Annotated in this window: 8 protein-coding genes and 2 riboswitches; of the genes, 6 read left to right on the forward strand and 2 right to left on the reverse strand. The window is 64.8% G+C overall.

Annotated features, from left to right (window positions below; translation table 11 throughout):
- Positions 1 to 6 precede the first annotated feature (6 nt).
- The 6 genes from CDV46_RS05100 to CDV46_RS05125 all read left to right on the forward strand — a co-directional run bounded on the left by CDV46_RS05100 (position 7) and on the right by CDV46_RS05125 (position 9256).
- On the forward strand, positions 7 to 879 hold the full coding sequence (locus CDV46_RS05100; protein WP_087721933.1) for a hypothetical protein: 873 nt from the start codon (positions 7 to 9) through the stop codon (positions 877 to 879).
- Between the two features lie 47 nt (positions 880 to 926).
- Positions 927 to 1023: riboswitch (glycine riboswitch) on the forward strand.
- An 8-nt stretch (positions 1024 to 1031) separates the two neighbouring features.
- Positions 1032 to 1159: riboswitch (glycine riboswitch) on the forward strand.
- Between the two features lie 129 nt (positions 1160 to 1288).
- Positions 1289 to 2395, forward strand: coding sequence for a glycine cleavage system aminomethyltransferase GcvT (gene gcvT / locus CDV46_RS05105; protein ID WP_087721934.1), 1107 nt, complete (start codon positions 1289 to 1291; stop codon positions 2393 to 2395).
- Positions 2396 to 2475: 80 nt separating this feature from the next.
- Entirely contained in the window at positions 2476 to 2859 is a 384-nt protein-coding gene (gcvH, locus tag CDV46_RS05110) for a glycine cleavage system protein GcvH (protein WP_087690988.1), read from the forward strand.
- 127 nt (positions 2860 to 2986) lie between these two features.
- Positions 2987 to 5914 (forward strand): aminomethyl-transferring glycine dehydrogenase, encoded by a 2928-nt coding sequence (gene gcvP, locus CDV46_RS05115; protein WP_087690989.1) that lies wholly within the window; start codon positions 2987 to 2989, stop codon positions 5912 to 5914.
- A 140-nt stretch (positions 5915 to 6054) separates the two neighbouring features.
- Positions 6055 to 7446, forward strand: a complete 1392-nt coding sequence (locus CDV46_RS05120; protein ID WP_087721935.1) for an L-serine ammonia-lyase — start codon at positions 6055 to 6057, stop codon at positions 7444 to 7446.
- A 316-nt stretch (positions 7447 to 7762) separates the two neighbouring features.
- Entirely contained in the window at positions 7763 to 9256 is a 1494-nt protein-coding gene (locus CDV46_RS05125) for an alanine/glycine:cation symporter family protein (RefSeq protein ID WP_087721936.1), read from the forward strand.
- 95 nt (positions 9257 to 9351) lie between these two features.
- Here CDV46_RS05125 and CDV46_RS05130 read toward each other — a convergent pair whose 3' ends face one another.
- Both CDV46_RS05130 and putP read right to left on the reverse strand, forming a co-directional pair.
- Positions 9352 to 10497: a branched-chain amino acid ABC transporter substrate-binding protein gene (locus CDV46_RS05130; protein WP_058376511.1), complete on the reverse strand. Its 1146-nt coding sequence runs from the start codon at positions 10495 to 10497 to the stop codon at positions 9352 to 9354.
- Between the two features lie 210 nt (positions 10498 to 10707).
- The gene (gene putP, locus CDV46_RS05135) at positions 10708 to 12255 is read right to left on the reverse strand and encodes a sodium/proline symporter PutP (RefSeq protein WP_087721937.1); all 1548 of its coding nucleotides are present in this window, start codon (positions 12253 to 12255) and stop codon (positions 10708 to 10710) included.
- Positions 12256 to 12568 lie beyond the last annotated feature (313 nt).

Genomic DNA, 12568 nt, shown 5'->3' on the forward strand with positions numbered 1-12568 from the left:
AGCGGTGTGCTCAGTGCATCCGGTGCCGCCGAGGTGCCGGTCACGGCGGCGACCGTGAGTGAGACTTCCGCATCTGCCTCAGCTAACGCGTCTGTCCCGCCTTCGGAGAACCGCCGTCTGACACGGCGCGAGCGCCGGGAACAGCGCCGGCGTGACGGCGAACCCGGCTGGATCAATGGCGCGCTGGTGCTGGGCACCGCCGTCTTCGCCGCCATCGCGCTCGTCGGTATCTGGTGGAATCTGCGCGCGCCTTATGTCGACCCGACGCCCAAGCCGGACGCCATCGTCGTCGCCCCATTCAATAACGGTAGTAACGCTCCCCCGATCAATGCGTCGGGCGATGTGAGCGCGGCCGCCCCCAGTGCCGCCAGCGGAGCGGAATCGGCGTTACTGGCCCGCGCGCAGGTACTGGCCGCGGTCGATGCCGCCGCGTCAGGCGCCGAGGCGGACGTGGCGTCGGCCCCGCCAATGACGGCGTCTGCGGCCACCGCTGCACTGACCGCCGCCGCGACCGCAGCACTGACACCGCCCGCACCTGCCCCGGACGACATGATGACGTTGCTCAGCCGTCGCGATGCGGCGAATGCTACGAATACCGCGCGGCCGGTGGCCAACCCGGACCTGCCCGCGCATCTCGACAACAACGACATCGGTCCGATTGCCGCAGCCGGGGCTGCGCGTCCACCCGTCACGGCGTCCAGCCCGACGGCCGCGTCGGCCGCCGGTGCGGCCACGACCATCGCCGCCGCGCTCGCGCAGTGCGACAAGTACCGGTGGTTTGAAGTCGTGCCGAAGCAGCGCTGCATCTGGGCGGTCTGTAACGGACGATGGGGTCGAGACGGTTGTCCGGCCGGGGTGAATCCCGGGGAGTCGCACTAGCGGTTTTTCGTCAAATTGACAGCCCCCGGCTTTCCCCGTAAAGTGCGCGAACGCGGTCGGGAGAGCGCGCCGGGAAGCACATGCTGGCGCCGCCGAAGGGGTAATACCCACAAACTCTCAGGCATCAAGGACCGTCCGCGCCGAAGGCTTCGCCTTCGATCTCTGGAGAGCGGCTGTGGCGTGACTTTCGTCATGCAGACAGCCCACCGAAGGGGCCGGCTGTCTCGGTCAACACCGAGCACCGGGCAATCTCTCAGGTACCAAGGACAGAGGGGTCATCTCGCCAACTGGCATCGCGCCGGGCAAGTGCATTCGCACACGCTCGAAGCGCAGGTGCCGGTCGTCGAGATGACCCCTTTTTGCATTTTCGGACACTGTATTTCCGAAACCCCTGGATCCTGAGGCCTCGATGACCGATCTCAAACGCACTCCGCTCAACGAAACGCACCGCGCCGCCGGCGCCCGCATGGTCGATTTCGGCGGCTGGGACATGCCCGTGAACTACGGCTCCCAGATCGAAGAGCACAACGCCGTTCGCACCGACGCCGGCATGTTCGACGTCTCGCACATGTGCGTGGTCGATCTGCACGGCCCGAGCTGCCGCGAACTCCTGCGTTTCGCCGTCGCCAACAACGTCGACAAGCTGCAAACCCCGGGCAAGGCGCTCTACACCTGCATGCTCAATCCGAGCGGCGGCGTGATCGACGACCTCATCATCTATTTCATCGCTGAAGACTGGTTCCGCATCGTCGTGAACGCGGGCACCGCGGACAAGGATCTGGCCTGGATCGGCCAGCTCAACGCCCACGGCGATTACAGCCTGACGATCACGCCGCGCCGCGACCTGTCGATCGTGGCCGTGCAGGGCCCGAACGCCCGCGCCAAGACCTGGCAGGCCGTGCCGGGCAGCCAGCCGGCGAGCGAAGTGCTCAAGCCCTTCAACGCCGCCTTCGTCAAGGACACGCCGTTCGGCGAATTGATGATTGCGCGCACGGGTTACACCGGCGAAGACGGTTTCGAAATCGTCGTCAATGCCGACCACGTGGCGGCGCTCTGGCAGGCGCTGGTCGCCGCCGGTGTGCGACCGGCGGGGCTGGGCGCGCGCGACACGCTGCGTCTGGAAGCCGGCATGAACCTGTACGGTCAGGACATGGACGACGACACCTCGCCGCTCGACGCCGGTCTCGGCTGGACGGTCGAAAAGGAAAGCGAGCGCACGTTCGTCGGCAAGGATTCGCTGCTCACGCGCGGCCAGACGTGGCGCTTCGCCGGTCTGGTGCTCGACGGCAAGGGCGGCGTGTTGCGTGCCCATCAGGTCGTGGTGACCGACGCTGGCGACGGTGAAATCACCAGCGGCACGTTCAGCCCGAGCCTTCAGCAATCGATCGCGTTTGCGCGCCTGCCGAAGGGCGTGGCCGACGGTGCGCTCGTGCACGTACAAATTCGTGACAAGCAATTGCCCGCACGTGTGGTCAAATTACCGTTCGTGCGTCACGGCAAGGCCGTGGTGGCGTGAGCGATAAGGGCACACCCACGCGGTTGGCGACACGACAGACTCTCAATAAGACACCCCATACTGAAACCGGAGCGTCACACATGGCGAATACCCCCGACAACCTGAAGTACGCCGAGTCCCACGAATGGGCTCGCCTCGAAGCCGACGGCACCGTGACCATCGGCATTACCGACCACGCGCAGGAAGCGCTGGGCGATGTGGTCTTCATCGAGCTGCCGGACACCGGCCGCACGGTCAAGGCGCAGGAACAAGTCGCCGTGGTCGAGTCGGTCAAGGCCGCCTCGGACATCTATGCCCCGATCGGCGGCGAGATCATCGAGACCAACAGCGAAGTGGCCGGCTCGCCGGAGCAGGTCAACACCGATCCGTACGGCAACTGGCTGTTCCGCATCAAGCCGTCGGACGTGAAGGAACTCGACGGCCTGCTGAGCGCCGAGCAATACAGCGCCGGCCCGGGCGCTTAAGCCCGCGAGCCGAAAGCCCGGTGCGATGGTGGCGATCGTCGCCATCGCACCGGGCTTAGTCACGCTAGCAACGCTTAGCAACACCTTGCCGTAGTCACTTGCCGTGACCGAACGAGAGATCTGACCCATGAATGCCATGACCGACCTGCATCAGCCGCGCCGCTCGCTCACCGAGCTGGAACAGCGCGACAACTTTTCTGCGCGCCACATCGGCCCCGACAGTCCCGAACAGCAAGCCATGCTCACCGAGCTCGGCTACGCCTCGCGCGCCGCGCTCATCGACGCGGTCGTGCCGGCGTCGATTCGCCGCGACGGCCCGCAATTCGCTGCTGCACTGGGCCAGTTCGCCGCGCCGAAAACCGAGTCGCAAGCCGTCGCGCAACTGCGTGCGCTGGCCGACCAGAATCAGGTCTTCAAGTCGTTCATCGGTCAGGGCTACTACAACACGTTCACGCCGGGCGTGATCCTGCGCAACGTGCTCGAAAACCCCGCTTGGTACACGGCCTACACGCCGTATCAGCCGGAAATTTCGCAAGGCCGTCTCGAAGCGCTGCTCAACTATCAGCAGATGGTGATCGACCTGACGGGTCTCGCCATCGCCAACGCCTCGATGCTCGACGAAGCCACCGCCGCCGCCGAAGCGATGACGCTGGTCAAGCGCACGGGCAAGTCGAAGTCGAACACGTTCTTCGTGGCCGACGACGTGCTGCCGCAAACCATCGAAGTGGTGCAAACGCGCGCCAAGCCGTTGGGCATCGAAGTGCAGGTTGGGCCGGTTGCCGCCGCTGCCGACGTCGATGCGTTCGGCGTGCTGGTGCAGTACCCGGGCGTGGGCGGCGACGTGCGCGAATATCGCGCGCTGGCCGACGCGATCCACGCGAACGGCGGCATGCTGATTGCCGCCGCCGATCTGCTCTCGCTCACGCTGCTGTCGCCGCCGGGCGAGTGGGGCGCCGATGTGGCCGTAGGTAACAGCCAGCGCTTTGGCGTGCCGATGGGCTTCGGTGGCCCGCATGCGGCTTATCTGGCCACGCGCGACGAACTCAAGCGTTCGATGCCGGGCCGTCTGGTCGGCGTGTCGGTCGACACGCAGGGCAAGCCCGCGCTGCGTCTCGCACTGCAAACGCGCGAGCAGCACATCCGCCGCGAGAAGGCGACTTCGAACATCTGTACCGCACAGGCACTGCTCGCCATCATGGCCAGCATGTATGCGGCGTATCACGGCCCGCAAGGCCTGCGCATCATCGCGTCGCGCGTGCATCGTCTGACGGCGGTCCTCGCTGCCGGTCTCGCGAAGCTGGGTGCCGCACCTCGCAATGCCACGTTCTTCGACACGCTGACCGTGCCGGTCGCCGGCCGTGCTGACGCTGTGCACACGGCTGCCGTCGCGCGCCGCTTCAACCTGCGTCGCGAAGATGCGGACATCGTCGGCATCTCGCTCGACGAGACCAGCACGCGCGATGATGTGATCGCGTTGTGGGAAGTGTTCGCCGAAGGCTTGGGCAAGAGCGCCGGTTCGATCGACTTCGACGCCATCGAAGCCACGATTGCCGACGGCTTCCCGGCGGCGCTGGCGCGTCAGAGCGCCTATCTCACGCACCCGGTATTCAACCGTTATCACTCGGAACACGAGATGCTTCGCTACCTGCGCAGCCTCTCCGACAAGGATCTCGCGCTCGATCGCACGATGATCCCGCTGGGCTCGTGCACGATGAAGCTCAACGCCACCTCGGAAATGCTGCCGGTGACGTGGCCCGAGTTCGGTCAGATCCACCCGTTCGCGCCGACGGCGCAGACGGCGGGCTATCGCACGATGATCGACCAGCTTGAGCAAATGCTCGTGGCGGCCACCGGCTATGCGGCTGTGTCGCTCCAGCCGAATGCCGGCTCGCAGGGCGAGTACGCGGGTCTGCTGATCATTCAGGCGTATCACGCCTCGCGTGGCGAAGCGCATCGCGACATCTGCCTGATTCCGGCATCGGCTCACGGCACCAACCCGGCGTCGGCGCAAATGGCCGGTATGCAGGTCGTGGTGGTGGCATGCGACGCCAACGGTAACGTCGATCTGGCCGACCTTCAGGCGAAGGCCGAGCAGCACCGCACCCGTCTGGCCGCGATCATGATGACGTACCCGTCGACGCACGGTGTGTTCGAAGCCGGCGCGCGTCAGATTTGCGAGATCGTGCATGCGAACGGCGGTCAGGTGTATGTCGACGGCGCGAACATGAACGCGATGGTCGGCCTGTGCGCACCGGGCGAGTTCGGCGGCGACGTGTCGCACCTGAACCTGCACAAGACGTTCTGCATTCCGCACGGCGGTGGCGGCCCGGGCGTCGGCCCGGTCGCAGTCGGCGCGCATCTGGCGCAGTTCCTGCCGAACCAGCGCTCGACCGGTTACTCGCGCGACGCCGACGGTATCGGTGCCGTGTCGGCCGCGCCGTACGGCTCGGCCTCGATTCTGCCGATCTCGTGGATGTATGTCGCGATGATGGGTGCCACCGGCCTGACGTCGGCCACCGAGACCGCGATTCTCAACGCCAACTACCTCGCGAAGAAGCTCGCGCCGCACTATCCGGTGCTCTACTCGGGCCCGGGCGGTCTGATCGCGCACGAGTGCATTCTCGATCTGCGTCCGCTCAAGGAAACGAGCGGCATCTCGGTCGACGACGTGGCCAAGCGCCTGATGGACTTCGGCTTCCACGCACCGACCATGAGCTTCCCGGTGCCGGGCACGCTGATGGTCGAGCCGACCGAATCGGAATCGAAGCACGAACTCGACCGTTTCATCGAAGCCATGGTCACCATTCGTGAAGAAATTCGCGCGGTGGAAGAAGGCCGTGCCGATCGCGAAGACAACCCGCTCAAGCACGCCCCGCACACGGCAGAAGTCGTGACCGCCGACGAATGGACGCACGCGTATGCGCGCAGCCAGGCGGCGTACCCGGTGAAGGCACTGCGCGAGCGCAAGTACTGGCCGCCGGTGGGCCGTGCCGACAACGTGTACGGCGACCGGAACCTGTTCTGCGCCTGCGTCCCGATGAGCGACTACGAGTAAAAAACGTCGCAAAACTCGATAAAAAGGGGCCGGCAGAAACATTGCTGGCCCCTTTTTGTCTCTATAGATGTCACGCGAATGCGCCAGCATGTTGGTGCTCGCCGAGTCTCAAGTCAGTACTAAAAAATCAGGAAAGCCCCATGGCCGTTTCAGTTTTCGATTTGTTCAAGATCGGTATCGGACCTTCGAGTTCGCATACCGTGGGGCCAATGCGCGCGGCGCTGATGTTCGTGCAGGGGTTGGAGCGCGACGGCTTGCTGCCGCAGGTGGCGTCGCTGCGCGCCGAGTTGTACGGCTCGCTCGGGGCCACGGGCAAGGGCCACGGCACCGACAAGGGCGTGCTGCTCGGTTTCATGGGCGATGCCCCCGACACCGTCGACCCCGCCACGATTGCGGACCGTCTGGCCAAGCTGCGCCGTGAAAAGGTGCTGTCGATTCTGGGCAAGCACGACGTGCCGTTCATCGAGAAAGAGAACGTGGTGTTCTACCGCCGCGAAGCGATGGCCGAGCACCCGAACGGCATGAAATTCCATGCCTTCGACGGTGCGGGCAACAAGTTGCGCGAAGGCCGTTATCTGTCGGTGGGTGGCGGCTTCGTGGTGACGGCGGGGGCTTCGAATGCGCAGGTGCTCGCGGCGCACGATCAACTGCCGTACCCGTTCCGCACGGGCAAGGAATTGTTGGAAATGTGCCGCGAGAGCGGCAAGACCATCGCCCAGCTGATGTGGGAGAACGAGAAGGTCTGGCACAAGGAAGAAGACATCCGCACGGGCCTGATCAACATCTGGCACGTGATGCAGTCGTGTGTGACGCGCGGTTGCGGCATCGGCAACCCGGAAGCCGAAGGCGAATTGCCGGGCCCGCTGCACGTGCGCCGTCGCGCGCCCGAGCTGTACCGTCAACTGACGCAGCGCGCCGAGCGTACGCTCTCCGACCCGCTGTCGGTGATGGACTGGGTGAACCTGTACGCGATGGCCGTCAACGAAGAGAACGCGGCCGGTGGCCGTGTGGTGACGGCGCCCACGAACGGCGCGGCCGGCATTATCCCGTCGGTGCTCCATTACTACGACCGCTTCGTGCATGGCGCGAACGATCAGGGCGTGATCGACTTTCTGCTGACCGCAGGTGCCATCGGCATTCTGTACAAGCTCAACGCCTCGATTTCGGGCGCGGAAGTGGGTTGTCAGGGCGAAGTCGGCGTGGCCTGTTCGATGGCCGCCGGTGCGCTGGCAGCGGTGTTGGGCGGCACAGTCGCGCAGGTCGAGAATGCCGCTGAAATCGGCATGGAACACAACCTTGGGCTGACGTGCGACCCGGTGGGCGGTCTGGTGCAGATTCCGTGCATCGAGCGCAATGCCATGGCGTCGGTGAAGGCCGTGAACGCCGCGCGCATGGCGCTGCGTGGCGATGGTGCGCACTACGTTTCGCTCGATTCCGTCATCAAGACGATGCGCGAAACCGGCGCCGACATGAAAACGAAGTACAAGGAGACGGCACGAGGCGGTCTGGCGGTGAATATCGTCGAGTGCTGAGTGCAATGCACGACTGAGCCTCGGCGACACCGGGCGTGCACTTCGCCACCGTCCTGCCGGCGCATGTGATGGCCGTCGCTTCGTGACCGTCACATGACCGACATATTGCGGCGGTAACCTTGTCGTCGATGTCTCCTTGCCTTGTCTTTTGAGCCGCCCGGTATTTGCCGCGCGGCTTTTTTATTGCGCTTGGGAATCAACCTAAAGTGCGTCGCCGATTGCTCCTTTCGAGCCAAATCCTTGCCACTCTCCGTCTTTTCGCCCATTTTTTGTGGGCCAGTTCGTTAATACGCAGGTAACGAAAGGAGACGCAGCAATGGAGCAATGGCTCAAACCGATGGTCGATGCCGTCGGCGGTGTGTTGTCGGGATACCCGCTGGTGGTCGCGTTGCTTGGCGCGGGGTTGTACTTCACGATTCGCTTCGGCGGGGTTCAGGCGCGTGCGCTCTGGCACAGCATCAGTTTGTTGCGCAGTTCGGGCAGCCCCACCGGCATCTCGCCGTTTCAGGCGTTTGCGACCGGGCTGGCGAGCCGTGTCGGCACCGGCAATATCGCGGGCGTGGCCGTCGCGCTCACCATTGGTGGCCCCGGTGCCATCTTCTGGATGTGGATGACGGCGCTGCTCGGCATGGCGTCCGCCTTCGTCGAATCGACGCTCGCCCAAATCTTCAAGGTGGCGCATCGCGACAAGACTTTCCGGGGCGGCCCGGCGTATTACATCCAGATCGGACTCGGTTCGCGCACCTTCGGCATCGTTTTCGCCGTGGCGCTGCTGTTCACGTTCGGTTTCGCCTTCAACTCCGTGCAGTCGCACTCGATTGCCGAGACGCTCGAAGCGTCGTTCGGCTGGTCGCGCATCTGGATCGGCATCACGCTGGTGCTGATGACGGCACCGATCATTTACGGCGGCGTGCGGCGCGTTGCTCGCGTGGCGCAGTGGATCGTGCCGGTCATGGCGCTGATCTATCTCGGATTGGCGGCCTATGTCTGCATCGTCAACTACGACAAGATTCCGGCCATGATTTCGCTGATCGTCGATCACGCGTTCGGGCTGGGGCAGGCGGCCGGCGGTGTGGCCGGTTACGCGGTGAGTCAGGCGGTGCTGATGGGTGTGAAACGCGGCCTCTTTTCGAACGAGGCCGGGATGGGCAGCGCACCGAATGCGGCGGCGGTGGCCACCACGAAGCACCCGGTGCAACAGGGCCTGATGCAGATGCTCGGCGTGTTCTTCGACACCATCGTGGTGTGCTCGGCCACAGCCTTCATGATTCTGCTCTCGGGGCAGTACGAAGTCGGTGGCGTGGCAGAGGGGGCCGTGCTCACGCAGCGTGCGCTGGCGGCGCACTTCGGCGAGTGGGCGATCATGTTCACGGGCGTGACGGTATTCTTCCTCGCCTATTCGAGCGTGTTGGGCAACTACGCGTATGCCGAAGTGAATCTCGACTTCATGACGCGGCGTCCGTGGTGTTTCCACATCTTCCGCGCGCTGGTGTTGCTCGCGGTGATGTTGGGCTCGGTGGCGAGCTTGCCGCTGGTCTGGAGTTTTGCCGACGTGGGTGCGGCGTTGATGGCCTTCATCAATCTGGTTGCCATCGCGATGCTCGCCAAGTACGCCCACGCCGCATGGCGTGACTACGCGGCACAACGCAAGGCGGGGATTGCCGAGCCGGTCTTCACGCACGAGTCGCTGCCGCCGGAACTGCGGGCGTGTCTGCCGAAGGATGTCTGGCCGGCGCAGGCCAGCGTCGGCGCTGCGAAACCCGTGCCGCCGCAAGGATCGTTGCCGACGGCGGTGACGGACGCCTCGTAGGGCATCAGACGTAATACGTTACGTCGCAGCAGATAGAAAAAGGGCTGACGAGTGATCGTCAGCCCTTTTTGCGTTGCTACCGGACGGTGGAGGACTTACTTGCCGCCGACGGTCTCGAGCACGGTCCACTTGCCGTCGACAACCTTGTAGACGGTGATGGAGCCGTTCTTCAGATCACCCACGCTGTCGTAGGCGAGCTCACGCGTAGTGACGCCGGGCATGCCGGTCTTGGCAAGCGCCGGCAGGTACTTCGCCGGGTCGGTCGAGTTGGCCTTCTTCATGGCCGACATCATGGCCATCGCGCCGTCATAGGCATACGGCGAGTACGTTTCCGGCGCTGCGCCGAACTTGGCCTTGTAGCGCGACTCGTAAGCGGCGCCGCCCGGCATCTTGTCGAGCGGCAGGCCGGCAAGCGACACCACCGAGCCGTTGGCTGCATCGCCGGCGAGCTTCAGGAAGGCGTCCGACTTGACCATTTCGCCGGCCATCAGCGTGGACTTGATGCCCAACTGGCGCATCTGCTTGGCGAGCGGGCCGGCTTGTGCGTCGGCACCGCCGTAGAAGACGACGTCGGGGTTGGAGCGCTTGATGTTGGTCAGGATGGCGGTGAAGTCCACGGCCTTGTCCGTGGTCGACTCTTCGCGCACGATCTTGCCGCCGGCGGCCTGCGCGGCCTTCTTGAATTCGGCGGCGAGGCCCTGACCGTAGGCCGTACGGTCATCGACGATGGCGATGTTCTTGAAGCCCAGCTTCTTGACGGCAAAGTTGCCGACGACCGAACCCTGCTGAATATCGGACGTCATCATGCGGAAGGTCGTTTTGAACCCTTGCTTGGTGTACTCCGGTGCCGTGGCCATGGCGATTTCGGGAATGCCGGCCTGTGCGTAGATGCGCGAGGCGGGAATCGTCGTGCCGGAGTTGAAGTGGCCGAGCATGCCCTTGATGCTCGAATCGACCAGCTTCTGGGCCACCAGCGAGCCCTGACGCGGGTCGGCCTGGTCGTCTTCGGCTTGCAGAACGAACTTCACCGGCTTGCCTTCGATGGTCGGCTTGGTGGCGTTGTACTCGTCAATGGCGAGCTGGATGCCGTTTTGCATGTCCTTGCCGTAGTGCGCCTGAGCGCCCGTGAGCGGTGCAGCAAAACCCAGCTTCACTTCCTGCGCCTGTTGCGCGTTTGCGGCGCTGCCGAACGCGATCAGTCCTGCGACCGCGAATGCGCTGAGCGTAAGCTTCGATTGCATCAACCCTCTCCTTGCATGTGTATGTCGTTGAGTGGCAGGCCTGCGGGATCGCCGCGGCCCGCCTGTCGTGGGATGCCATCTGCCACGCGCCGGTTGGCCGTGAGACGGCATTCAATCTGTATCAAACGCACAATGCGCCCGACGCGGCAGTATTGGATGGCTACGCACGCCGGTCAAGAGGGACATATTCCGATGGAAGGTGCTACCGGGTTATGGCGAAGGTTGCGCCGCCGGGGTGTCGGGCACCGCGTCTTCCTCCCGGCCGGCCTGAATGTCGCGCAGACGCTGCTCGGCGGCCTCGTAGCGGGCCACCACCTCGTGGGGTGGCGCCCGGTCGAGACGGCTCACGACGATCAATGCCAGACCGCCCAGCGCAAAGCCGGGCAGGATTTCGTACAGATCGAACCAGCCGAACTGTTTCCAGATCAGCACCGTTGCCGCGCCGACCACAATGCCTGCCAGCGCGCCGTTACGGGTGACGCGCGGCCACAGCAACGTGGCTAGCACCAGCGGGCCGAAAGCGGCGCCGAAGCCGGCCCACGCATAGCTCACCATGCCCAGCACACGGCTGTTCGGGTCGAGCGCCAGCAGCACTGCCACGGTGGCAACGGCAAGCACCATCGCCCGGCCAATCCACACGAGGCGGCGCTGGCTGACGTGTCCGGGGGCGAACGTCTTGTAGAGGTCTTCGGTGAGCGCACTGGCGCACACGAGCAACTGGCATGAGAGCGTGCTCATCACGGCGGCCAGAATCGCTGCCAGCAGAATGCCGGCGAGCCACGGCGCAAAGAGTTGTGTGGTGAGGGCGATGAAAATCGTCTCCGGGTTGGCGGCCACGCCTGCGCTGGCCGCGAGATCCGGTCGCGCGCTGAAGAACGCCAGTCCGAAGAAGCCGACCGCGACGGCGCCGACCAGACACAACACCATCCACGTCATGCAGATGCGCCGCGCCTTGGGGATGGCCGCAGCGGATCGCGTTGCCATGAAGCGCACGAGAATGTGCGGCTGGCCGAAGTAGCCCAAGCCCCACGCGAGCATCGAGATCACGCCGAGCGGTGCGAGATCGCCAAACCAGTCGGTATGCGTCGGATGCACGGCGGTCACGGCCGCAACCGCCGCTGCCGGGCTGCCGTCGAGTGCGATGACGGCGATCGGGGTGACCACCAGCGCCGCGAACATCAGCGAGGCCTGCACGGTGTCGGTCCAGCTCACCGCGAGAAAGCCGCCGATGAAGACATAGGCAATCGTGGCGAGCGCCCCGATCCACAGCGCAGTGCGGTAATCGAGTCCGAACATCGTCTCGAACAGGCGCGCGCCTGCGACCACGCCCGACGCGCAATAGATTGTGAAAAAGATCAGGATCACCAGCGCGGTCACGATGCGCAGCACGTGGCTGCCGTCGCCAAACCGGTGCGTGAGGTATTCGGGCAATGTGAGCGCGTTGCCGCACTGCTCCGTGTGCACGCGCAGACGTGCGGCGACGAGATGCCAGTTGGCCCACGCACCGATCGCGAGGCCCACGGCAATCCACACGCCCGACAGGCCGCCGGCATAAATGGCGCCGGGCAGGCCGAGCAGCAACCAGCCGCTCATGTCGGAGGCCCCGGCAGAGAGGGCGGTGACGAAGCTGCCGAGACGGCGCCCGCCGAGGATGTAGTCGGAGAGATTGTGCGTTGCCCGATAGCCGAGCCAGCCGATGCCGAGCATCAGCAGTAAATAGACGGTGAAGGTCACCGCCGTGGGATTCCAAAGGGACATGAAGCCTCCTTGACCGGCGCCGTGGCACGTGCGGAGGCATCTCCCGGCATGACAAAAGACGCGTTGGCGCGTGCCGGCGACGGCAGCGGCCGGCGATACGTGTCGCCGGCACAGGTTGACCGCACAAAGGCGGTTACGGATTCCGATTTCGGATGTCGGGGGAGGGCGCGACGATACCGCGAATGCGTGCGGCCCGCTTGACTACGGGGAACACGTACGGACGCAGTAAACGTAGGAAAAAGACGTGACGAACGCGCTGACAAGCGCGGCCAATCGCGCGCAAACGAAAACGCCCGCGAGCGCGGGCGCAGAA

It is taken from the genome of Pandoraea sp. PE-S2T-3, from assembly GCF_002179965.1.
GTDB lineage: Bacteria > Pseudomonadota > Gammaproteobacteria > Burkholderiales > Burkholderiaceae > Pandoraea.

What these genes read in the sequence shown, in the direction of transcription:
- gcvT (WP_087721934.1), top strand. Translation starts at nt 1,289, where the DNA reads ATGACCGATCTCAAACGCACTCCGCTCAACGAAACGCACCGCGCCGCC.
- gcvH (WP_087690988.1), top strand. Translation starts at nt 2,476, where the DNA reads ATGGCGAATACCCCCGACAACCTGAAGTACGCCGAGTCCCACGAATGG.
- gcvP (WP_087690989.1), top strand. Translation starts at nt 2,987, where the DNA reads ATGAATGCCATGACCGACCTGCATCAGCCGCGCCGCTCGCTCACCGAG.
- CDV46_RS05120 (WP_087721935.1), top strand. Translation starts at nt 6,055, where the DNA reads ATGGCCGTTTCAGTTTTCGATTTGTTCAAGATCGGTATCGGACCTTCG.
- CDV46_RS05125 (WP_087721936.1), top strand. Translation starts at nt 7,763, where the DNA reads ATGGAGCAATGGCTCAAACCGATGGTCGATGCCGTCGGCGGTGTGTTG.
- CDV46_RS05130 (WP_058376511.1), bottom strand. Translation starts at nt 10,497, where the DNA reads ATGCAATCGAAGCTTACGCTCAGCGCATTCGCGGTCGCAGGACTGATC.
- putP (WP_087721937.1), bottom strand. Translation starts at nt 12,255, where the DNA reads ATGTCCCTTTGGAATCCCACGGCGGTGACCTTCACCGTCTATTTACTG.